The following is a 21,723-nucleotide window of genomic DNA, read 5'->3' as shown; positions in this document are numbered from 1 at the left end:
AGCGCCTTTAAGCCCCGAGCCAGCGCGCCACCGTGTAGATCAGCAACCCGGCCAGCGAACCCACCACCGTGCCGTTGATCCGGATGAACTGGAGGTCACGGCCGATGTTGGCCTCGATCTTGCGGGTCGTGTGCTCCGCGTCCCAGCCCGCGACCGTGTCGGTGATCAGGGAGGTGATCTCGTGCCGGTAGGTCGTCACGACGTGCACCGCCGCGCCCTCCACCCAGCTGTCCACCTTCTCCTGCACCTTGCGCTCGGTGGCCATCCTGGCCCCCAGGGACAGCAGCGAGGCCCGCACCCGCAGCCGCAGCTCGCTGCGCTCGTCCTCCGCAGCCGCGACGATCATGGAGCGCACGGCGGTCCAGACGGACGCGATCAGATCCTGCACCTCGCCCCGGCCCAGCACCTCACCCTTGAGCCGCTCCACCCGCGCCCGGGTGTCCGTGTCGGACTGGAGGTCGGAGGCGAAGTCGCCGAGGAACCGGTCGAGGGCGCCCCGCGCCGGGTGGGACGGCATGTCCCGCATCTCCGCGCAGAACCGCAGCAGTTCCTTGTAGACGCGCTCGCCGATCCGCTTGTCGACGAAACGGGGCGTCCACCCGGGGGCACCGCCCTCCACCGCGCCCATCACCGAGTCGCCGTGCAGCACCAGCCAGTCGTACGCCCGGGCCACCACCAGGTCCACGGCCCGCCGGTGACCGCCGTCCGCGACGATCTTGTCCAGCATCTTGCCGATGCCCGGCGCGATCTCCTGCGCCTCGGCGCGACGCGTGATCGCCTCCCCCACCACCGCCTGCACATCCGAGTCGCGCAGGACCGTGAGCGCGCCCCGCAGCGCCGTCGCCAGTTCCGCCGTCACCCGGTCGGCGTGCGCCGGATCGGCCAGCCAGGCACCCAGCCGGGTGCCGATGCCGACCGCGCGCAGCCGCTCCCGTACGACGTCCTCGGAGAGGAAGTTCTCCCCGACGAACTCGCCCAGCGAGACACCCAGCTGATCCTTCTTGTTCGGGATGATCGCCGTGTGCGGGATCGGCAGGCCGAGCGGGTGACGGAAGAGCGCCGTGACCGCGAACCAGTCGGCGAGCGCACCGACCATGCCCGCCTCCGCGGCGGCCGCCACATAGCCCGCCCAGGCCCCCGCACCGTGGTGGGAAGCCCACTCGGCGAGGACGTACACCACGGCCACGAACAGCAGCAGCCCGGCCGCGGTGAGCTTCATCTGGCGCACCCCGCGCCGCTTCTCCTCGTCGGCGGCGCTGAAGACGGTCATCGCGCGCGCCGCCCCGGTGCCGGCCGGCCGCTCCGCTTCCGTACGATCCATCCGTTCCATCCGTTCCGGTCGACGCCCTGTGCCACCTGTGCCACCTGTGCCCCCGTGAAACGCACGCGGATCACGCAGATATTGTCCCTGCTTGACCGACTCCCGGAACGGAACAGGAGTTCCCGGCGTCTGTCAGATGGGGGAGCTCAACGGTGAACTCCCGCATGAACGCATGAAGACATGACTGCGTGCCTGCGTGTCTGCGTGCCTGCGTGCCTGCATCACTGCGTGAGCGCATCACTGCATGACTGCATGACTGCATGATCCGGAGCCGCATCGCTGCTCCCCTCCCCGAGGAGACCCACCCGCATGGCCAGGCGACACGGTTGTGCCCTCCTGTCTGCGATCGTCGCCCTGGTCGTGGGCCTGTCCACCGCGCTGTACGTCTCGGTCGCCGCCGACCACGGCCCCGGGTACCGCTCCGGCGCGGCCGCCCTCGCCCCGGCCCCCGGCCCCGGCGACGCCGCCCCCGCCTCGACGGGCGTCTGGGTCGGCACCTGGGCCGCCGCCCCGGTCAGCGGTGAACCCGGCACCGCGACCGACGGCACGGCGGGCCGCACGGTCCGCAACGTCGTGCACACCAGCGTCGGCGGTACGAGTGCCCGCGCCACACTGTCCAACCTCTACGGCGCCGGGCCGCTCACCGTGACGCACGCCACCCTCGCCGTCGCGGCCGGCGGCGGGAGCGCGGCCGTGCTCCCCGGCACACTGCGCCGGCTCACCTTCGGCGGGGCCACCACCGTCGTCGTCCCGGCCGGCGGGCAGACGGTCAGCGACGCCGTGAACGTGGTCGTCCCGCACGACTCCGACGTCCTGGTCAGCGTCTACACCCCCGCCTCGGCCGGCCCGGTCACCTACCACCCGCACGCCCGGCAGACCAACTACGTCGCCGAGGGCGAGTCCACCGAGGACACGACCGGCGCCTCGTTCACCCCGGCCGGCGAGTACTGGCGCTACCTGACCGCGCTGGACGTGCTCAGCAACGAGGCCGACGGCACCGTCGTAGCTTTCGGCGACTCCATCACCGACGGCGTCACCTCCACCACCGGCACGAACCGCCGCTGGCCCGACGTCCTCGCCGGCCGGCTGCGCGCGAGCGTCGCCACCGGCGGGGACGCACCCCGCTACGGCGTCGTCAACGAGGGCATCAGCGGCAACCAGGTCCTCGTCGACGACCCCCACCGCGGCGCGGCCGGCCTCAACCGCTTCGAACGGGACGTCCTCGGCCGTACGAACGTCAAGGCCGTCGTCATCGACCTCGGCATCAACGACATCCTGCGCAACCGGCGGCTCGCCGACCCGCAGGCGGTCGTGACCGGCCTGCGCACCCTCGTCGAGCGCGCCCACGCCCACGGCATCAGGGTCGTCGGCAGCACTCTCACGCCGTTCCGCGGCCACCACGGCTACACCGACGCCCGCGAGGACGTACGGCAGCGGATCAACCGGGCGATCCGGACGGACGGCGTGTTCGACGAGGTCGTCGACTTCGACAGGGCGCTGCGCGACCCGTACGACCCGCGCAGCCTGCGCCCCGAGTACGACTCGGGCGACCAGCTGCACCCCAGCGACCGCGGCTACCGGAAGATGGCGCAGACCGTCGGCCTGGCGGAACTGAAGGGATCGGTTCCCGCCCGGCTGTAGTCACCGGCAGGCTCCCACCCGGCCGCAGCAGCCGCCGGGCACCGCAGCGGGGCCCCTGACCGAGCGCCAGCCACCGAACCCCACAGCGACCGTCCGGGCCGAGCGACCGCCGTCCACCCCGTAGCGCCGCCAGGCCTCAAAGCCGCCGCCGGGCCCCGCAGCGGGGCCCCTGACCGAGCGGCAGCCACCGAACCCCACAGCGACCGTCGGGCCGAGCGACCGCCCTCGGCCCCATAGGCGCCGCCAGGCCTCAAAGCCGCCGCCGGGCCCCGCAGCGGGGCCTCTGGCCGAGCGGCAGCCACCGAACCCCACAGCGACCGTCCGGGCCGAGCGGCCGCCGCCGGGCCTCACCGCGGGCCCCTGCCGGGCGGTGGCCGTCAGTCCTCGTAGCGGTGTTCCCGCTGTTCCTCCCGGGCGCCGGACCCGGGCCCTTGGCCGTGCCGATGTCCCCCCAGGATGTCCTTGTGGCCCTCCAGCATCCGCCGGTGGGCGTCCTGTTCACCCTCCCGGGACGACGAGCGCAACTCGCGTTTCGCCGCCCTGCGGTCCAGCTTCTCCTGCCGCCGGGCGGCCCGCGTCTTCTTGCGCTCGACGCCGACCCCGCCCCAGAAGGCGAACCCGCTGACGACCACCCGCGGCGCGCCCGGCTCACCGCGCACCCCGGTCTCCCGCTGGTCGAAGCCGCCCATCACGCCGATCCCGCGGACGTCCACCTCGACCCCCGGCGGCACGATGATCTGCACCCCGCCCATGATCGCGACACAGTTGATCTCGACCTCACCGGCCGCGAAGTCCGCCTCACGCAGGTCGATCTCCCCACCGCCCCAGAACGCGACGCAGGTGAAACGCCGGGGGACCGTCCAGCGGCCCCGGCGCTGAAAGCCGGACATCACGGCCACCGCCCAGCTCGACGAACCCTCGCCGCCCACCACCCGCCCGGCCCAACTCCCGTCCGCCGGCGGCTCCTTGTGCAGCGACACGACCGACGGGGGTGCCACTGCGGCGACCGGCAGGTCCCGGGTGATCGGCGTCAACTCCCCGTACGTGCGCGCCTTGTACGTCTCCTCCATCCGTTCCTCGAACTCCGCCATGTCGAGACGGCCCTCCGCGAGGGCGTCCCGCAGGACCTCGACGACCCGCTCACGATCGGCGTCGGAGGCACGGAGATCCGGCAGTCCCGGGGCTGCGTCGTCGCTCATGTCAGCAGCCTACGAGTTCCCGGGCCCCGGCACTACGGTCTCCCGCGCGGGCTCACGCCCGGGCGGGAATTCGTGGGCGCCCCCCGTCGAATACAGCATCTTCGCGATCACGGCCTCGATGTCCGGCTCCCGCACCGACAGGTCCACCAGCGGGTACTCCGCCGCGATCCGGGCGACGAGCGGAGCCGCCGACTCCGACGCGGGGAACGCCAGCCACTGCCTCGGCCCGTCCACCTTCACCACCCGCGCCGCCTCCCCCACCTCGACCGGCGGCAGCTCCCGCTCCAGGTCCACCACCAGCGTCCGCTCACTCTCCCCCGCCTCGTGCAGCCCGGCCAGCGCCCCGTCGTAGACCAGCCGACCATGGTCGATGACCATCACCCGGGAGCAGAGCTGCTCGATGTCCTGGAGGTCGTGCGTGGTGAGCAGGACCGTCGTGCCCCGCTCGGTGTTCAGCTCGCGCAGGAACTCCCGCACCCGCGCCTTGGAGACCACGTCCAGACCGATCGTCGGCTCGTCCAGATAGAGCACCTCGGGGTCGTGCAGCAGCGCCGCCGCGATGTCCCCGCGCATCCGCTGCCCGAGTGACAGCTGCCGCACGGGCACGTCCAACAACGCCGACAGATCGAGGAGTTCGACCAGCCGGTCGAGGTTCTGCCGGTAACGGCCGTCCGGGATGCGGTACATGCGGTGCATCAGCCGATAGGAGTCGATCAGCGGGAGGTCCCACCACAGCGTCGTACGCTGCCCGAACACCACCCCTATCCGATGCGCCAGCCGCGTCCGCTCACGCGACGGATCGATCCCGGCGACCCGCAGCCGGCCCCCGCTCGGCGTCAGGATCCCCGTCAGCATCTTGATCGTCGTCGACTTCCCCGCGCCGTTCGGCCCGATGTAGCCGACCATCTCACCGCGCGCCACGGTGAACGAGATCGAGTCCACCGCCCGCACCCGCCGAAGCTCCCGCTTCAGGAAGCCGGTCTTCCTCCGCACATCGAAGACCTTCTCCACCCGGTCCACCTCGATGAACGCACTCCCGGCGCTCCTCGGGCTCCCGGCGCGCCCCTCGCTCTCGGCCCTCTTCGCACTCTCCGACACGGTCGCGCTCAACTCCCCGTACTTCGATACGTCCGCAGCCCCGCCCGCCACGCCAGCCCCGCCGCCGCACAGCACCCCACCGCGACCAGCGGCGAAGCGAACGCCGCCCACTCCGGCAGCCCCAGCGGATACGGCCGCCCCAACACATACGCCGCCGGCACCCAGTTGACGAACGCCAACGGCAGCACGAACGTCACCCCGCGCACCAGCTCCCGGCCGAACACGGTCGGCGGATACTGCAACAGCGTCTGGCCGCCGTACGTGAACGCCGCCTGCACCTCCGACGCGTCCTGCGCCACGAACTGGAACGCCGCGCCCGCCACGAACACCGCCGAGAAGATCACCCCGCCACTGACGATCATCACCGGCACCAGCAGCAGTTTCACCGGTGTCCACGCGACATCCATCTCGGCACACGCATAGCCCAGCACCAGCGCGCCCTGCGTGATCCGCGCCACCCGGCGCAGCGCGAACCGGTCCGCGGCGACCTGCGCCAGCACCGGCGCCGGCCGCACCAGCAACGTGTCCAGCGTGCCGTCCCGCACCCGCGTGCCCAGCCGGCCCGCCGAGCCGATCGCCAGATCCGCGACCCCGAACGACATCGCCGACAACCCGTACAGAAAGGCGACCTCCGGCAACGAGTAGCCGCCGAGCACATCGACCTGCGAGAACATCAGCAAGATCGCGACAAAGTCCAGCCCCGTCACCAACAGGCCGCCGACCACCGTCAGCACGAACGACACCCGGTACGCCAGCGTCGAACGGATCCACATCCCGGCGATCAGCCGATACGCCCGCAACCCCTCCACCAGCCGGCCTCGCTCACCCACCCTGCACCACCACCCGCCGCGTCGCCGCCCCCTGCGCCCACCGGCCCACCGCCAGCAGCACCACCGCCCACCCCGCCTGGAAGGCGAACGCGGACCACGGATCGATCCGCCCCATCAGCACGTCGGCGGGCATCTGCAACAACGCCGACCACGGCAGCAGCGTCACGAAGTCACCGAGCGGCCGGGGAAACGCGTTGAGCGGCAGCGCCATCCCCGAGAAGAACATCCCGGTGACCATCAGCACCTGGAGCGCCCCCGTACCGTCCAGCAGCCAGAACCCGCTCAACGCCACCAGGAACCGGATCCCGTAACTGACCACCATCGCCAGCACGATCGCGACCAGCAGGGCCAGCCAGGTCACCGGATCGTCCGGCAGCGCCGTCGGAAAGAACAACGCCCCGAAGGCGAAAGGGATCACCCCCCGCCCCAGCAACTGGAACAACGCCCGCCCCATGTCGCTCGCCAGCCACCACAGCTGCAGATCCGCCGGCCGGTACAGATCCACCGCCACCTCACCCGTGCGGATCCGCTCCATGAGCTCGGTCTCGAAACCGCCGCCCTGGATCGCGAGCGTCGCGAACAGCGCCTGCCCCAGCCACACATAGGTGACCGCCTGCGCCTGGTCATAGCCCCCCAGGTGCGGCCGCTCGTCCCACAACGCCAGATATGCGTAGACGAGGATCAGGCCGAAAACGGTGTTGGTGAACACCCCCGCGGCCGTGGCCACCCGATAGGTCGCGTACCTTCTGAAACCCCCCGCCGCGACGGTCGCGTACAGCCGCGCCGATCCCAAGGCAACCGTCCTCCTCGCCCGATAGTCACCCCTGGTGCCCCTTCTCGACACCGAAGCGCAGGAGCCTAGTGCGCCGCCCCGATCGCGTGCCACGCCTTTTCCCGGCACGACAGCGGAACACCGAGCCCGCACGACGGCACGACCGCGCGCGGTGTGACGGAACGCGCGCCGATTGCCGGGAACGGAACGCACGGTGCGAGAGTCTTCAGCAGGGGGCGCAGAACGGGTACGAGGCGTAAAAGACGTAAGAGGCGTTAAAGGCGTACGGGAACGTACGACGCGAATCAGGAGTCCTGCAACACATGAGTGACGAGCCGCAGCCGCACCAGCCGACCGGGGGCACGGCACCCGGACCACCCCAGGCGGGTGACGGAGAAAGTGGCAGCGAAGGCAAGGAGAGCAAGAAGGTGAAACGACCCAAGCGCACCGGCCTGCGCCGGCTCCTGCCCACCTGGCGCATGGTGCTCGGCACCTTCTTCGTCGGCGTCCTGGTGCTCGTCGGCCTGTTCTTCCTCGGCTACTCGATGGTCGAGATCCCGCCGGCCAACGCGCTCGCCACCAAGCAGTCCAACGTCTACCTCTACGCCGACGGCACCGAGATCGCCCGCGACGGCACCGTCAACCGCGAGAACGTCGACCTCTCCCAGATCTCCAAGGACGCCCAGCACGCCGTCCTCGCCGCCGAGGACCGCGACTTCTACACCGAGTCCGCCATCGACCCCAAGGCGATGCTCCGGGCCGGCTGGAACACCGCCCTCGGCAAGGGCAAGCAGTCCGGCTCCACGATCACCCAGCAGTACGTGAAGAACTACTACCTCGCGCAGACACAGACCGTCACCCGCAAGGTGAAGGAGTTCTTCATCTCGATCAAGCTGGACCGCGAGACCTCCAAGGACGACATCCTCGAGGGCTACCTCAACACCAGCTACTTCGGCCGCAACGCCTACGGCATGCAGGCCGCCGCCAAGGCCTACTACGGCGTCGAAGCCGCCAAACTCACCCCCGCCCAGGGCGCCTACCTCGCCGCCCTGGTCAACGCGCCCAGCGAGTACGACGTCATCGCCCACCCCGAGAACCGCAAGGCCGCCGAGGCCCGCTGGAACTACGTCCTCGACGGCATGGTCACCAAGGGCTGGCTCAGCGAGGCCAAGCGCACCGGCATGAAGTTCCCCACGCCCCAGGAGACCTCCGGCGCCGACAACGGCATGTCCGGACAGCGCGGCTACCTCGTCAACGCGATCAAGGACTACCTGCGCGACAACAAGATCGTCACCCAGGACGAACTCGACGCCGGCGGCTACCGCGTCACCACCACCATCGACAAGAGCAAGCAGAACGCCTTCGTCGACGCCGTCAACGACAAGCTGATGAAGAAGCTCGACAAGAAGAACCGCAAGGTCGACACCTACGTCCGCGCGGGCGGCGCCGCCGTCGAACCCAAGACCGGCAAGATCCTCGCCCTGTACGGCGGCATCGACTACGTCAAGCAGTACACCAACAACGCCACCCGCCAGGACTTCCAGGTCGGCTCCACCTTCAAGCCGTTCGTCTTCACCTCGGCCGTCCAGAACGACTCCGAGACCCAGGACCGCCGCCAGATCACCCCCAACACGATCTACGACGGCACCAACAAGCGCCCCATCCAGGGCTGGAGCGGCGGCACCTACGCCCCCGAGAACGAGGACTACGTCAACTACGGCAACATCGACGTACGCACCGCCACCGACAAGTCGGTCAACTCGGTGTACGCGCAGATGGCCGTCGACGTCGGCCCCGCGAAGGTCAAGCAGACCGCGATCAGCCTCGGCCTGCCCACCGACACCCCCGACCTCCAGCCCTACCCCTCCATCGCCCTCGGCACGGCCAACGCCAGCGTCCTGGACATGGCGCAGGCCTACGCCACCCTCGCCAACCACGGCAAGCACGGCGTCTACACCCTGATCGCCAAGGTCACCAAGAACGGCACCGACGTGATGGACCTGCCCGCGCAGAAGTCCTCCCAGGTCGTCAGCCGCGAAGCCGCCGACACCACCACCTCGATCCTGCGCAGCGTCGTCCAGAACGGCACCGCCACCGCGGCCCAGGCCGCCGGCCGGTCCGCCGCCGGCAAGACCGGCACCGCCGAGGAGGACACCGCGGCCTGGTTCGCCGGCTACACCCCCGACCTCGCCACCGTGGTCGCGGTCATGGGCCAGGACCCGAAGACCGCCGACCACAAGTCCCTCAGGGGCGCGATGGGCCTCCCCCGCATCAACGGCGGCGGCGCACCCACCGAGATCTGGGCCCAGTTCACCAAGAACGCCCTGAAGGGCACCCCCGACTCGGACTTCAACCTCCAGATCCAGGACGGCGGCGAGCAGTCCGCCTACCCCTCGGCCCCGCCCTCCTCGGACGAGCCCAGCGACCACGAGACCGGCGGCAGCACGCCGAGCGGCGACACCACCAAGGGCCGGACGCAGGGCCAGACCCAGGGACAGACCGGCGGCGGCACCACGACCACCGGCGGCACGACCGGGAACACCACCTCCGGCACCACCACCGGCGGCACCACGAACACCGGCGGCACGTCGGCCGGCACCACCGACGGCGGGACCGCGACCAACGGAACGACCTCGGGCACCAGCTCGGGCACCACCGACGGCAACACCTCGACCGGCACCACCGACGGCGCGACCGGAGACCCCGGCAACACGTCGGGCACGGTCGGCCCCCAGCTCACGGCCACCGGGTGGGACTGACGTACTTCCAAACATGGAAAAGAAACGACAAAAGGGCTGGTGACGATGGTCACCAGCCCTTCTTGCCGGCTAAATCAGAGGTACAGGCCGGTCGAGTCCTCCGACCCCTCGAACCGGTCGGCCGCCACCGCGTGCAGATCGCGCTCCCGCATCAGCACATACGCGACCCCCCGCACCTCGACCTCCGCACGGTCCTCCGGGTCGTACAGCACCCGGTCCCCCGGCTCCACGGTCCGCACGTTCTGCCCCACCGCGACGACCGCCGCCCACGCCAGCCGACGGCCGACGGCCGCGGTGGCGGGAATCAGAATGCCGCCACCCGAACGCCGCTCACCCTCGCCGGCCTCCTGCCGCACGAGCACACGGTCGTGCAGCATCCGGATGGGCAGCTTGTCGTGCGGGGTACTCAGGTCGTCTCTCTTGGCGCTCACACCAGTGAACCTACCTGCCCGAAGCGAATCCGTACGCGAGTGGGCCCCGGAGGGACCAGGGGATCAGCGCTTGCGACGCCGTCCGCCACGCCTGCCGCGCCCGCCGAACGCCAGCAGCCCCACGACGCCGACGACGACCAGCGCCACCGGCACGACCCGCTCCAGCCGGGGCGCGCCCTCCTCGTCCACGAACTGCGCCCGCACCTCGCTCACGGCGCGGTTGACCTGGACGTAGGCCTTCCCGAGCGTGTGATCGACGTTCGCCACGACCTTGGCCTTGGCGTCCCCGACGATGGTCTTCGGGTGCACCCGCACCCCGATCTCGTCCAGCGTCTCCGCCAGCACCTCGCGGCGGGCCCGGATGTCCGCCTCGATCTGCGCCGGGGTTCTGGTGTCCGACGTCTCCGCCACGGTAAGGCCTCCGAAGTCAGCTGTGTCTTGTTCTGGACAGTCTGTCAGCTCTGCCCGCCGCCGCACTGTCAGGACCCCCGGTTACGCTGGTCCGATGAGCGAGCGACTCCAGCCCGGGGACGTGGCCCCCGCCTTCACCCTCTCCGACGCCGACGGCAACCAGGTGTCCCTGTCGGACCACAAGGGCCGCAAGGTCATCGTCTACTTCTACCCGGCCGCGCTTACCCCCGGCTGCACGAAGCAGGCCTGTGACTTCACGGACAACCTGGAACTGCTGACCGGCGCGGGTTACGACGTCATCGGCATCTCCCCCGACAGCCCCGAGAAGCTGGGCAGGTTCCGCGACAAGGAGTCCCTGAAGGTCACCCTCCTGGCGGACCCCGAGAAGACCGTCACCGAGGCCTACGCCGCGTACGGCGAGAAGAAGAACTACGGCAAGACGTACATGGGCGTCATCCGCTCCACGATCGTGGTCGACGAGGCCGGCAAGGTCGAACGAGCCCTGTACAACGTCCGGGCCACCGGTCACGTAGCGAAAATCATCAAGGACCTGGGCATCTGAGGTCCCCTCCCCGCCGGCAAGCGGCCCGCGTCGGAACCCCGGCACGGGCCGCTTCACGTTTCGGGCGGCTGTCCGATAAACGGTTCGTTACTCCGTACGACACCACGAACGGGTGGTCGGTGACGGAGGGGGCATGAACGTGCGGAGCGCAGCCACGATCGCGAAGAGAACCTGCGCTGCCTGTGCCCCAATTGCCATGCGCTGACGGAGACCTGGTGTCGCCAGAAAGAGAGAACGCCGCTCGCCTGACAGCTGCGGATCCCCTTACACTTGCAGGCACCCGTCGCTCGACGACGGGCGGCCAGCGGCCTTGGCGGAACGGCAGACGCCTCGCGTTTAGGGCGCGATGGGAGAAATCCCGTGAGGGTTCGAATCCCTCAGGCCGCACTTGCCTTCACTGGCAAGGTCCGGCGTGCGACTTCCGCAATCCGGACCTTGCTGGTGGGTAGTCCTCAGCCCAACAACTCCCGCACCACCGGTACCAGACCCCGGAACGCCTTGCCCCGGTGGCTGATCGCGTTCTTTTCCGCCGGGGTCAGTTCCGCGCACGTGCGGGTCTCGCCCTCCGGCTGGAGGATCGGATCGTAGCCGAAGCCGTTCGTTCCGGTCGGGGTGTGGCGGAGGGTGCCGGGCAGCCGGCCCTCGACGACGCGTTCCGTGCCGTCCGGGAGGGCCAGGGCCGCCGCGCAGGCGAAGTAGGCGCCTCGGTGTTCGTCGGCGATGTCGGACAGCTGGGCCAGGAGCAGGTCCAGGTTGGCCTGGTCGTCGCCGTGTTTGCCGGACCAGCGGGCCGAGAAGATGCCGGGAGCGCCGTTCAGCACGTCCACGCAGAGGCCCGAGTCGTCGGCGACGGCCGGGTGGCCGGTCGCCCGGGCGAGTGCGTGGGCCTTGAGCAGGGCGTTCTCGGCGAAGGTGACGCCGGTTTCCCTGACGTCGGGGATGTCGGGGTAGGCGTCCGCGCCGACGAGGTCGTGGGGCAGGCCTGCGTCGGCGAGGATCGACCTCAGTTCGGTGATCTTTCCGGCGTTGCGGGTGGCGAGGATCAGGCGGGTCATGCGCCCAGTATCCCCAGTCCCGCCGCCTCCGGTTCCGGCGTCCCCGGTTCCGCCGTCGTCGGTCCCGCCGCCCGTCCCTACGGCGTGCAGACCTTCGTCAGTTCGCCTGCCGCGTCCGTGACGGGGCTGAGGTCGGGGGTGTTGTCGCCGTTCTCGACGGCCGTGCGGACGTTGGTGACGGCTGCCCGAAGGTCGTCGACGGCCTTGTTGACGTCGGCGTTGTCCGTCTTGTCGCCTATCTTGTCGAGGTTGTTCTCGATGGAGGTCAGCGACTGCTGTGTCTGGGTGGGGTCGTTCGCGGCGTTCTCCACGGCCTGCTGGAGGTCGGTGACGCTGTCGGCGATGGAGTCGGCGGTCTGGACGCAGTCCAGGGCCTTGTTGACCGCGTCGCAGCCGGTCGCCGTCAGTCCCAGGGTGAGGGCGACGGCCGCGGTGGCGGCGGCGATGACGGTACGGCGACGCCGGTGCGGGCGTCGGCTCTCGGCCGTGGACATAGGTGGTTCCTCCCCTTGTCAGGCCCAGGAGGCCCCCGTTGGTGTACTGGCCAAGACGCCTCGGCGGGCGGGCCGGTTGCTTCCGCCCGCCGCCACCCTTGGTGTTCCCTTTACTTTTCGAGGACCGTATCAAGTGCCGCGCGCTGGAGCACAGTCAGTTCCGTGCAGCCCAGAACGGCAAGGTCCAGAAGGGAGTTGAGCTCGTCGCGGGCGAACGGCTCGGCTTCGGCGGTGCCTTGGACCTCGACGAAGCGGCCGTCGCCGGTGCAGACGACGTTCATGTCGGTCTCGGCGCGGACGTCTTCCTCGTAGCGGAGGTCCAGCAGGGGCACCCCTCCCACGATGCCGACCGAGACCGCGCTGACCGTGCCGGTGAGCGGCTGGCGGCCTGCCTTGACGAGTTTGCGGCCCTGGGCCCACGAGATGGCGTCCGCCAGAGCGACGTACGCGCCGGTGATGGCGGCCGTACGTGTGCCGCCGTCGGCCTGGAGGACGTCGCAGTCGAGGACGATGGTGTTCTCGCCTAGCGCCTTGTAGTCGATCACGGCGCGCAGGGAGCGGCCGATCAGGCGGGAGATCTCGTGGGTGCGGCCGCCGATCTTGCCGCGGACGGATTCGCGGTCGCCGCGGGTGTTGGTGGCGCGGGGGAGCATGGAGTACTCGGCGGTGACCCAGCCTTCGCCGGTGCCTTTGCGCCAGCGGGGGACGCCTTCGGTGACGGAGGCGGTGCAGAAGACCTTCGTGTCGCCGAAGGAGACGAGGACGGAGCCCTCGGCGTGCTTGCTCCAGCCGCGTTCGATGGTGACCGGGCGGAGTTGTTCGGGGGTGCGGCCGTCGATTCGAGACATGGCGCTGAGCCTAGCCGTAGCCGCGGAAGGGGCTCCTCCCACGGGTGGGAGGAGCCCCTGAAGAGTGAGCGCGGGGAGTTACATCATGTCTTCGATCTCCGCGGCGATGGGGTCGGCGTCGGTGCCGATGACGACCTGGATGGCGGTGCCCATCTTGACGACTCCGTGGGCGCCGGCGGCCTTCAGGGCGGCTTCGTCGACGAGCGAGGGGTCGTTGACCTCGGTGCGCAGCCGGGTGATGCAGCCTTCGATCTCTTCGATGTTGTCGAGGCCGCCGAGTCCGGCGACGATCTTCTCAGCCTTGGTGGCCATGTTCCGTCTCCCTGAATTCCCTGTTGCGACCTGCGATGTGAACCGCTTTGTCGCAGTAACCCACAGTTGGCCCAACTTCGCGAGCGATTGTGCTGGGTGTGCCGAAGGATGACGTCAGTGATGACGTCGCAGCAGCCCAATCGTCCGTAGCTGGTCTACACCACCTGACAGGCGGTCGCCAAACGATGAGTGCCGAGAGCGCCGAGACCGAGATCAGCCCGGCACGCCGGCGCTGGCACAGCGCGTTCCAGGGTCTGCAGAAGATGGGGCGCAGTCTTCAGCTGCCGATCGCGGTGCTGCCGGCCGCGGGCATCCTCAACAGGCTGGGCCAGCCTGATGTGTTCGGGGACGACGGGCTCGGCTGGACGAACGTGGCGAAGGTGATGGCGGGTGCGGGCGCGGCGCTGCTCGACGGTTCCCTCGGGCTGCCGCTGCTGTTCTGTATCGGCGTGGCCATCGGCATGGCGAAGAAGTCGGACGGTTCGACGGCACTGGCGGCGGTGGCTGGATTCCTCGTCTACTACAACGTGTTGCGGCAGTTCCCGGAGGACTGCGGGCCGGGTTCGAAGGTGATCCCGAACATCGGGTGTCAGGCGACGGACAACACGGTGGGGGCGTTCGCGTACCAGAATCCGGGGGTGTTCGGCGGGATCGTCATCGGGTTGCTCACGGCGTTCTTCTGGCAGCGGTATCACCGGACGAAGCTGGTGGACTGGCTGGGGTTCTTCAACGGGCGGCGGCTGGTGCCGATCATCATGGCGTTCGTCGCGATCGCGTTCGCGGCGTTGTGCCTGTGGGTGTGGCCGCCGATCGGTGACGCTCTGGAGAGCTTCAGCGACTGGCTGGACGGGCTGGACGCGTGGGGTGCGGGGATCTTCGGTGTCGCGAACCGGGCGTTGCTGGTGATCGGTCTGCACCAGTTCCTGAACGTGCCCATCTGGTTCCAGTTCGGGAGTTTCACGAAGCCGGACGGCACGGTGGTGCACGGTGACATCAACATGTTCCTGGCGGGCGATCCGCACGCGGGTCAGTTCACGTCCGGGTTCTTCCCGATCATGATGTTCGCGCTGCCCGCGGCGGCGCTGGCGATCACGCACTGTGCGAGGCCGTCGCGCCGCAAGGAGGTGGGCGGTCTGATGCTGTCGGTGGCGCTGACGTCGTTCGTCACGGGGATCACCGAGCCGATCGAGTACTCGTTCCTGTTCGTGGCGCCGCTGCTGTACGTGGTGCACGCGGTGCTGACGGGGGCGTCGATGGCGGTGACGTGGGGGCTGGGGGTGCACGACGGTTTCAGTTTCTCGGCGGGGCTCATCGACTACGTCATCAACTGGAATCTGGCGACGCGGCCGTGGGCGATGATCCCGATCGGTCTGTGTTTCGCCGTCGTCTATTACGCGATCTTCCGTTTCGCGATCACGAGGTTCGATCTGAAGACTCCCGGGCGGGAGCCGGAGGAGGAGCGGGAGGACGTGACGAAGGCGTAGTCGGGCGCAGTCGGGCCCGGTCGGGGCTCGGCCGGGCGTAGCGGAGCGTAATACCACGATTACGGGAATCGTGGGTTCCTTACGCCACCTTCATCGTGCTAAAACATGGTCTACACCACTGAGTGGTGTAGACCACCACCCGATGGAGGAAGTCTATGAGCACCGCCACCGCGCCCCCGGCGGCCCCCGAGAAGAAAAGGGGAGCCGGTCTGCTGCAGGGTCTGCAGAAGGTCGGCCGCAGCCTTCAGCTCCCGATCGCCGTGCTGCCGGCGGCGGGTCTGCTGCTCCGGCTGGGACAGTCGGACGTCCAGGAGAAGCTGCATCTGCCGGACAAGGTCACGGCGGTCTTCGCCACGGCCGGTGGCGCCATCTTCGACAACCTGCCGATGCTCTTCTGTATCGGTGTCGCGATCGGCTTCGCCAAGAAGTCGGACGGCTCCACCGCCCTGGCCGCGCTGGTCGGCTTCCTGGTCTACAGCAACGTCCTGAAGGCGTTCCCGGTAGCCGAGGCCAAGGTCCAGGCGGGTGCGGACATAGCCGCGACCTACAACAACCCCGGTGTCCTCGGCGGCATCGTGATGGGTCTGCTCAGCGCGGTGATCTGGCAGCGGTTCCACCGCACGAGGCTCGTGGACTGGCTCGGCTTCTTCAACGGCCGCCGTCTGGTGCCGATCATCATGGCGTTCGTCGGCACGCTCATCGGTGTCTTCTTCGGCCTGGTCTGGGAGCCGATCGGTGAGGTCATCTCGGACTTCGGCGAGTGGATGACGGGTCTGGGCGCGTTCGGCGCGGCTCTGTTCGGTCTGATCAACCGCGCGCTGATCCCGGTCGGCATGCACCAGTTCGTGAACTCCGTCGCCTGGTTCCAGATCGGCGACTTCAAGGACGCCGGCGGTGCCGTCGTGCACGGCGACCTCACCCGCTTCTTCGCCGGTGACCCGACCGCCGGTCAGTTCATGTCCGGCTTCTTCCCGATCATGATGTTCGGTCTCCCGGCCGCCGCCCTGGCCATCGCGCACACCGCCCGCCCCGAGCGCCGCAAGGCCGTGCTGGGCATGATGATCTCGCTCGCGCTGACCTCCTTCGTCACCGGTGTCACCGAGCCCATCGAGTTCTCGTTCATGTTCATCGCGCCGCTGCTGTACGCGATCCACGCGGTGCTGACGGCTCTGTCCATGGCGATCACCTGGGCCCTCGGTGTCCACGCGGGCTTCACCTTCTCCGCGGGCTTCATCGACTACGCGCTGAACTGGAACCTGGCGACCAAGCCCTGGTTGATCATCCCGATCGGCCTGGTGTTCGGGGCCGTGTACTACTTCGTCTTCCGCTTCGCGATCACCAAATTCAACCTCCCCACCCCGGGCCGTGAGCCCGAGGAGGAGGTCGAGGACCTCACGAAGGCGTAGGACGCCGCTCGCACAGGAAAGGCCCCCGGGAAAACCGGGGGCCTTTCCTGTGCCGTACGCCTGAACCTCGTACGGCCGGGAGTCCGTGGCTAGATCTCGTACGTCATCCGCGGCGCGGCCAGTTCCACCGGGCCGTCGTACACCGCGCGGGCGTCCGCCAGGTTGACCTGCGGGTCCGTCCACGGCGGGATGTGGGTCAGCACGAGCTTTTTCGCGCCCGCCCTGCTCGCCGTCCCTCCGGCTTCGCGGCCGTTGAGGTGCAGGTCGGGGATGTTCTCCTTGCCGTGCGTGAAGGCGGCCTCGCACAGGAACAGGTCGGTGTCACGGGCGAGTTGCTCCAGCGCGGGGCTGATGCCGGTGTCACCGGAGTAGGTCAGCGAGCTGCCGCCGTGTTCGACGCGGATGCCGTACGCCTCCACCGGGTGCGCCACGCGTTCCGTGTGCACGGTGAAGGGGCCGATGTCGAAGGTGGACGGCTTGACCGTGTGGAAGTCGAAGACCTCGCTCATGGAGGAGGCCGACGGGGTGTCGGCGTAGGCCGTGGTCAGGCGGTGCTCCGTGCCCTCCGGGCCGTAGACCGGGATGGGGTCGCAGCGGCCGCCGTCGTGCCGGTAGTAGCGCGCGACGAAGTAGGCGCACATGTCGATGCAGTGGTCGGCGTGCAGATGGCTCAGGAAGATCGCGTCGAGGTCGTAGAGACCGCAGTGGCGCTGCAGCTCGCCCAGGGCGCCGTTGCCCATGTCGAGAAGCAGCAGGAAGCCGTCGGCCTCTACGAGGTAGCTCGAGCAGGCCGATTCCGCGGACGGGAACGACCCCGAGCAGCCGACGACGGTGAGCTTCATAAAGCAGAAACCTCCGCTGGCGGGAAACCGAGAAGTACCGGGTGGGTCCGGGGGACGGATCAGGGGACGAATGATCGTAAAAAATGATCGTTAAACGGGGCGACGGGGGTCGTGCGGTGCGTCGAGCGTAAGGCGCAAAACCCCGGGTCGCTCCTCCGCCAGGGGCCGTTGTGGGGGAACTCACCTGTGGTGTCACCGGTTCGGCTGGACCCGGGGCACATGAAGTGCGCGAGAGGGCGCGCGGTGGTCCTCGCGCGCCGGTAACGTCGTCGTATGGACACGTCCTGGTGGCTCGCGCTCGCGGCGGTGATACTGCTCGCGCTGGTCGCGACGCTCGTGGACGGCTGGGGGCGGGGGCGGCGGCCGCGGGGGCGCAGAACCCGGCCGCCGGGGCGAGCGACGGGCCGTCCGCAGGGCCGCTCGACCAGGGGTCGCGACCGCGCCGGTCATCCCCGGCCCGCGGAGATCTGGTGGGCGAACGTGCCGTTCGAGGACGGCCCGGAGGTGAAGGACCGGCCGTGTCTGGTGCTGACGGTGCGCGGTGACCGGGTGACCGTCGCGAAGATCACCAGCAAGTACCACGACGAGCGGGCCGGGGTGATCCCGCTGCCGCCGGGTGCCGTCGGGGACGCGCGGGGGCGGCCGAGTTTCCTGGAGACGGACGAGCTGCGCCAGGTCCCGGTGGCGGACTTCCGGCGCCGGGTGGGTGTGGTGGACCCGGTCCTGTGGGACCAGGTCCGTCACCTGGCTACCTGATGTGCTGACGTGCTGAGGCGTTGCTGCCCGCAGTCTGAAGGCGTTGCTGCCCGCGGTCCCGGGTCCTACGCCCAGAGCTGGCCCTGGAGGGTCTCGATCGCTTCCTCCGTGGTGGCCGCGGTGTAGACGCCCGTCGACAGGTACTTCCAGCCGCCGTCCGCCACGACGAACACGATGTCGGCGCTCTCCCCCGCCTTCAGCGCCTTCCTCCCGACGCCGATCGCCGCGTGGAGGGCGGCTCCGGTGGAGACGCCCGCGAAGATGCCCTCCTGCTGGAGGAGTTCCCGGGTGCGGGTCACGGCGTCCGCCGAGCCGACCGAGAAGCGGGTGGTGAGGACGGAGGCGTCGTACAGCTCGGGCACGAAGCCCTCGTCGAGGTTGCGCAGGCCGTAGACCAGGTCGTCGTAGCGCGGCTCGGCGGCGACGATCTTCACGTCCGGCTTGTGCTCGCGCAGGAAACGGCCGACGCCCATCAGCGTCCCCGTCGTGCCGAGGCCGGCGACGAAGTGGGTGACGGACGGGAGGTCGGCCAGGATCTCGGGGCCGGTGGTGGCGTAGTGGGCGCCCGCGTTGTCGGGGTTGCCGTACTGGTAGAGCATCACCCAGTCGGGGTGCTCGGCGGCGAGCTCCTTGGCGACGCGGACGGCGGTGTTGGAGCCGCCCGCGGCCGGGGAGGGAATGATCTCGGCGCCCCACATGGCGAGCAGTTCCCGGCGTTCCTGCGAGGTGTTCTCGGGCATCACGCAGACCATGCGGTAGCCCTTGAGCCTGGCCGCCATGGCGAGGGAGATACCGGTGTTGCCGCTCGTCGGCTCCAGGATGGTGCAGCCGGGGGTGAGGCGGCCGTCCTTCTCGGCCTGCTCGACCATGTGCAGGGCGGGGCGGTCCTTGACCGAGCCGGTGGGGTTGCGGTCCTCCAGCTTCGCCCAGATACGGACGTCGGCGGACGGCGAGAGCCGCGGCAGGCGCACCAGAGGGGTGTTGCCCACCGCGGCCAGCGGGGAGTCGTAACGCATGGGGTCCGGCGGCCGATCAGGCCATGCCGCCGGCCACGGCCGGCAGGATGGTCACGGTGTCGCCGTCGGACAGCTTGGTGTCGATGCCGTCGACGAAGCGGACGTCCTCGTCGTTCAGGTAGACGTTGACGAAGCGGCGCAGCTTTCCGTCGTCCACGATGCGGGCGTGGATTCCCGCGTGCCGGGTCTCGAGGTCGGTGAACAGGTGGGCGATGGTGTCACCGTTGCCCTCCACCGCCTTCTGACCGTCGGTGTACTGGCGGAGGATGGTGGGGATGCGGACCTCGATGGCCATGGCTCAGGGCTCCTGTCGGAAGGTGTGGGCTGCGCGGGTTCGTGCGGGTGAGGCTCCCCACGCTCGGCTGTGCTCGCGCGGGCGGGTACCCCCATCGGCTCACGGCCGTACGGCGGCGGGTAGCGCGTCAACAGATGGCGCTGGCGAGCCTGCACAGGTCGACGTGCAGCCGCGCCACGAGCAGTGCGCCCGGCGTCTTCTCGCTCACGTCGTTCAGAACCATGGGCTCATCGTATCGATTCCCGGTCCGGCTTCTGGAAGGTGATCCCACATGGCGGACGCAATGGGGCCGGTGAGTGAGATGTCGCCGCTCCGCTAGGCCGAGGCGCGGCGCACCAGCCGGGTCGGGACGATCACGGAGGGCGCGTCCGGGAACGTGTCCGGCGACGCGTCGCGGGACAGGTGCGGGGAGGCGTCCGGGGACAGGTGCGGGGACGCGTCCGGCGGGCCGGCCGCCGCGCTTTCCCGCGCGAGCAGCAGGCGGGCCATCAGCCGGCCCATCTCCTCGGCGTCCTGGTGGACGGTGGTGAGCGGCGGGTCGGTCGTCTCGGCGATGGAGGTGAGGTCGTCGAAACCCACGACGGCCACGTCCTCGGGGACCCGGCGCCCGCGCTCGCGCAGGGTCTGGAGGGCACCGGACGCCATGAGGTCGGAGGCGACGAAGACGGCGTCGAGGTCGGGGTGGCGGTCGAGCAGCGCGGCCATGGCGTCGGCGCCGCCCTGCCGGGTGTAGTCGGCCCGCTCGACGATGTGCGGCGAGGCCGCGTGACGCAGTACGTCCCGGTACCCGGCCAGCCGGTCCGCGGCGGAGTTCTCCTGGTCGTAGGGCCCGGCGACGGTCGCGATCCGCCGTCGCCCGAGGGAGACCAGGTGCTGGACGGCCAGTCGGGCGCCGCCCCGGTTGTCGCCGTCGACATGGGCCTGGCCGGGACGCACGGGGTCGCCGTCGAGCAGCAGCGGGCGGCCGCCGAACACGGCCGGGACGCCGAGCCGGTCGATGATCTCGGCCAGCCGGTCGCCGGGGCGCAGGGAGAAGAGGATCGCGCCGTCGACATGGCCGCCGCCGAGGTAGTCGGCCACGCGCGCGTAGTCGTCGGGTTCCTCCACGAACAGCAGGACGGCCTGCGCGCCGTGGAGCGCGAGTTCGCGGCGGATGCCGCGCAGGAGGAGGTCGAAGAACGGGTCGATGAAGAGCCGGTTCTCGGGCTGGGCGGCGACCACGGCGACGGCGCCGGTGCGGTGGGTGACGAGTTGCCGGGCGGCGCGGTTGGGGACGTATCCCAGCTCGGAGATCACGTGGCGGACCCGGTCGACGACCTCTGTCCGTACCCGGGCCTCCCCGTTGATCACGCGGGACACGGTCGACTTCGAGACTCCCGACTGCCGGGCGACGTCCTCGAGCGTGGGCCGCCGTACGTGCGAGCGTTGCGTCAACACCATCTCCGTGGGGGCGAGTTGTGCGTGCACCTTGCGGAAACGGTAACCGGCGCGGGGGTGGTGGCGGGTCGGGGGCCTGTCCGGCGGAAGGGTCCCCGGACGAGGCCTGCACGAGGCCGGGACGAGGCCGGGACGGGCTCTAGGCGACGACCGGCTTTCCCGTCAGTTCCACGCCGGCCGCGCGCAGTTCCTCCAGGGCCCGGTCGGTGCTCTCCTTGGCCACGCCGGCGGTGAGGTCGAGCAGGACCTGGGTGCGGAAGCCGGCCCGGGCCGCGTCCAGGGCGGTGGCCCGTACACAGTGGTCGGTCGCGATGCCGACGACGTCCACCTCGTCGATCTGGCGGTCGCGCAGCCAGTCGCCGAGCCCGGCGCCGTTCTCGTCGGCGCCCTCGAAGCCGCTGTAGGCGGCCGAGTAGGCGCCCTTGTCGAAGACGGCGTCGATGGCGCCGGAGGCGACGGCGGGCGCGAAGTTGGGGTGGAAGCCGACGCCCTCGGTGCCCGCCACGCAGTGCGCGGGCCAGGAGTGCACGTAGTCGGGGTTGTCGGCGAAGTGGCCGCCGGGCGCGATGTGGTGGTCGCGGGTGGCCACCACGTGCCGGTATCCGGCGGGCGCCTGTCCGATCAGTTCGGTGATGGCGGCGGCCACGTCGGCGCCACCGGCCACCGCGAGGCTGCCCCCCTCGCAGAAGTCGTTCTGCACGTCTACGACGATCAAGGCGCGGCGCATGGTCGGTGTCCTTCGACTGAGAGTGAA

The 21,723-nt window shown here is 69.9% G+C and carries 23 protein-coding genes and 1 tRNA gene; 7 read left to right on the top strand and 17 right to left on the bottom strand.

Annotated features, from left to right (window positions below; all coding sequences use genetic code 11):
• Positions 1–7: 7 nt before the first annotated feature.
• The gene (locus ACFWBB_RS14295) at positions 8–1,330 is read right to left on the bottom strand and encodes a DUF445 domain-containing protein (RefSeq protein WP_385270723.1); all 1,323 of its coding nucleotides are present in this window, start codon (positions 1,328–1,330) and stop codon (positions 8–10) included.
• Positions 1,331–1,630: 300 nt separating this feature from the next.
• Here ACFWBB_RS14295 and ACFWBB_RS14290 point away from each other — a divergent pair, with 300 nt between their 5' ends.
• Positions 1,631–2,962, top strand: coding sequence for an SGNH/GDSL hydrolase family protein (locus ACFWBB_RS14290; RefSeq protein WP_385270720.1), 1,332 nt, complete (start codon positions 1,631–1,633; stop codon positions 2,960–2,962).
• A 377-nt stretch (positions 2,963–3,339) separates the two neighbouring features.
• Here the strand turns inward: ACFWBB_RS14290 and ACFWBB_RS14285 are convergent, their stop codons facing one another.
• From ACFWBB_RS14285 to ACFWBB_RS14270, 4 genes are read right to left on the bottom strand one after another with little or no spacing between them, the layout of a single operon-like run.
• On the bottom strand, positions 3,340–4,161 hold the full coding sequence (locus tag ACFWBB_RS14285; RefSeq protein WP_385270717.1) for a DUF1707 domain-containing protein: 822 nt from the start codon (positions 4,159–4,161) through the stop codon (positions 3,340–3,342).
• A gap of 9 nt (positions 4,162–4,170) precedes the next feature.
• Entirely contained in the window at positions 4,171–5,259 is a 1,089-nt protein-coding gene (locus ACFWBB_RS14280; protein ID WP_385270714.1) for an ATP-binding cassette domain-containing protein, read from the bottom strand.
• An 8-nt stretch (positions 5,260–5,267) separates the two neighbouring features.
• The gene (locus ACFWBB_RS14275) at positions 5,268–6,089 is read right to left on the bottom strand and encodes an ABC transporter permease (protein WP_385270711.1); all 822 of its coding nucleotides are present in this window, start codon (positions 6,087–6,089) and stop codon (positions 5,268–5,270) included.
• Positions 6,082–6,882 (bottom strand): ABC transporter permease, encoded by an 801-nt coding sequence (locus ACFWBB_RS14270; RefSeq protein ID WP_385270708.1) that lies wholly within the window; start codon positions 6,880–6,882, stop codon positions 6,082–6,084. The genes ACFWBB_RS14275 and ACFWBB_RS14270 overlap by 8 nt, the downstream gene beginning before the upstream one ends.
• Positions 6,883–7,184: 302 nt before the next feature.
• Between ACFWBB_RS14270 and ACFWBB_RS14265 the strand changes: the two genes are divergently transcribed.
• On the top strand, positions 7,185–9,620 hold the full coding sequence (locus ACFWBB_RS14265; protein WP_385270705.1) for a transglycosylase domain-containing protein: 2,436 nt from the start codon (positions 7,185–7,187) through the stop codon (positions 9,618–9,620).
• 74 nt (positions 9,621–9,694) lie between these two features.
• On the opposite strand, the gene ACFWBB_RS14260 is transcribed toward ACFWBB_RS14265, so the two are convergent.
• Positions 9,695–9,997, bottom strand: a complete 303-nt coding sequence (locus ACFWBB_RS14260; RefSeq protein WP_385270856.1) for a GroES family chaperonin — start codon at positions 9,995–9,997, stop codon at positions 9,695–9,697.
• 117 nt (positions 9,998–10,114) lie between these two features.
• Positions 10,115–10,462 (bottom strand): DUF3618 domain-containing protein, encoded by a 348-nt coding sequence (locus tag ACFWBB_RS14255; protein ID WP_385270702.1) that lies wholly within the window; start codon positions 10,460–10,462, stop codon positions 10,115–10,117.
• Between the two features lie 94 nt (positions 10,463–10,556).
• Between ACFWBB_RS14255 and bcp the strand changes: the two genes are divergently transcribed.
• Together bcp and ACFWBB_RS14245 are read left to right on the top strand one after the other, a co-directional pair.
• The gene (bcp, locus tag ACFWBB_RS14250; protein ID WP_385270699.1) at positions 10,557–11,024 is read left to right on the top strand and encodes a thioredoxin-dependent thiol peroxidase; all 468 of its coding nucleotides are present in this window, start codon (positions 10,557–10,559) and stop codon (positions 11,022–11,024) included.
• A gap of 304 nt (positions 11,025–11,328) precedes the next feature.
• Positions 11,329–11,411: transfer RNA gene (locus ACFWBB_RS14245), tRNA-Leu, on the top strand.
• A gap of 65 nt (positions 11,412–11,476) precedes the next feature.
• Here ACFWBB_RS14245 and rdgB read toward each other — a convergent pair.
• The 4 genes from rdgB to ACFWBB_RS14225 form a co-directional block, all read right to left on the bottom strand.
• Positions 11,477–12,079 carry an RdgB/HAM1 family non-canonical purine NTP pyrophosphatase gene (gene rdgB, locus ACFWBB_RS14240; protein ID WP_385270696.1) on the bottom strand — a complete coding sequence of 201 codons (603 nt, stop codon included), beginning with the start codon at positions 12,077–12,079 and terminating at the stop codon, positions 11,477–11,479.
• Positions 12,080–12,156: 77 nt separating this feature from the next.
• Complete coding sequence (locus tag ACFWBB_RS14235) at positions 12,157–12,573, bottom strand: hypothetical protein (RefSeq protein WP_385270693.1); 417 nt, start codon at positions 12,571–12,573, stop codon at positions 12,157–12,159.
• A gap of 110 nt (positions 12,574–12,683) precedes the next feature.
• Positions 12,684–13,421, bottom strand: coding sequence for a ribonuclease PH (gene rph, locus ACFWBB_RS14230; RefSeq protein ID WP_385270690.1), 738 nt, complete (start codon positions 13,419–13,421; stop codon positions 12,684–12,686).
• 78 nt (positions 13,422–13,499) lie between these two features.
• Positions 13,500–13,808 (bottom strand): glucose PTS transporter subunit EIIB, encoded by a 309-nt coding sequence (locus ACFWBB_RS14225; RefSeq protein ID WP_385270687.1) that lies wholly within the window; start codon positions 13,806–13,808, stop codon positions 13,500–13,502.
• Positions 13,809–13,918: 110 nt separating this feature from the next.
• On the opposite strand from ACFWBB_RS14225, the gene ACFWBB_RS14220 reads away from it, so the two are divergent.
• On the top strand, positions 13,919–15,217 hold the full coding sequence (locus ACFWBB_RS14220; protein WP_385270853.1) for a PTS transporter subunit EIIC: 1,299 nt from the start codon (positions 13,919–13,921) through the stop codon (positions 15,215–15,217).
• A gap of 155 nt (positions 15,218–15,372) precedes the next feature.
• On the top strand, positions 15,373–16,623 hold the full coding sequence (locus tag ACFWBB_RS14215; protein ID WP_385270684.1) for a PTS transporter subunit EIIC: 1,251 nt from the start codon (positions 15,373–15,375) through the stop codon (positions 16,621–16,623).
• Positions 16,624–16,712: 89 nt separating this feature from the next.
• Here ACFWBB_RS14215 and ACFWBB_RS14210 read toward each other — a convergent pair whose 3' ends face one another.
• On the bottom strand, positions 16,713–17,465 hold the full coding sequence (locus tag ACFWBB_RS14210) for an MBL fold metallo-hydrolase (RefSeq protein WP_385270681.1): 753 nt from the start codon (positions 17,463–17,465) through the stop codon (positions 16,713–16,715).
• Positions 17,466–17,738: 273 nt separating this feature from the next.
• On the opposite strand from ACFWBB_RS14210, the gene ACFWBB_RS14205 reads away from it, so the two are divergent.
• Complete coding sequence (locus tag ACFWBB_RS14205) at positions 17,739–18,221, top strand: type II toxin-antitoxin system PemK/MazF family toxin (protein WP_385270678.1); 483 nt, start codon at positions 17,739–17,741, stop codon at positions 18,219–18,221.
• Between the two features lie 65 nt (positions 18,222–18,286).
• On the opposite strand, the gene ACFWBB_RS14200 is transcribed toward ACFWBB_RS14205, so the two are convergent.
• The 5 genes from ACFWBB_RS14200 to ACFWBB_RS14180 all read right to left on the bottom strand — a co-directional run bounded on the left by ACFWBB_RS14200 (position 18,287) and on the right by ACFWBB_RS14180 (position 21,696).
• Complete coding sequence (locus ACFWBB_RS14200) at positions 18,287–19,237, bottom strand: PLP-dependent cysteine synthase family protein (RefSeq protein WP_385270675.1); 951 nt, start codon at positions 19,235–19,237, stop codon at positions 18,287–18,289.
• 16 nt (positions 19,238–19,253) lie between these two features.
• On the bottom strand, positions 19,254–19,532 hold the full coding sequence (locus ACFWBB_RS14195; protein ID WP_385270672.1) for a MoaD/ThiS family protein: 279 nt from the start codon (positions 19,530–19,532) through the stop codon (positions 19,254–19,256).
• A gap of 127 nt (positions 19,533–19,659) precedes the next feature.
• Positions 19,660–19,755, bottom strand: coding sequence for a putative leader peptide (locus ACFWBB_RS14190; RefSeq protein ID WP_020132206.1), 96 nt, complete (start codon positions 19,753–19,755; stop codon positions 19,660–19,662).
• Between the two features lie 92 nt (positions 19,756–19,847).
• Positions 19,848–20,972 (bottom strand): LacI family DNA-binding transcriptional regulator, encoded by a 1,125-nt coding sequence (locus ACFWBB_RS14185; RefSeq protein ID WP_385270850.1) that lies wholly within the window; start codon positions 20,970–20,972, stop codon positions 19,848–19,850.
• A 136-nt stretch (positions 20,973–21,108) separates the two neighbouring features.
• Positions 21,109–21,696 (bottom strand): isochorismatase family protein, encoded by a 588-nt coding sequence (locus ACFWBB_RS14180; protein WP_385270668.1) that lies wholly within the window; start codon positions 21,694–21,696, stop codon positions 21,109–21,111.
• Positions 21,697–21,723: the final 27 nt, after the last annotated feature.

Origin of the sequence: Streptomyces sp. NPDC060000 (assembly GCF_042737375.1) — a bacterium.
GTDB lineage: Bacteria > Actinomycetota > Actinomycetes > Streptomycetales > Streptomycetaceae > Streptomyces.
This window is presented reverse-complemented; position numbering and strand designations above follow the sequence as displayed.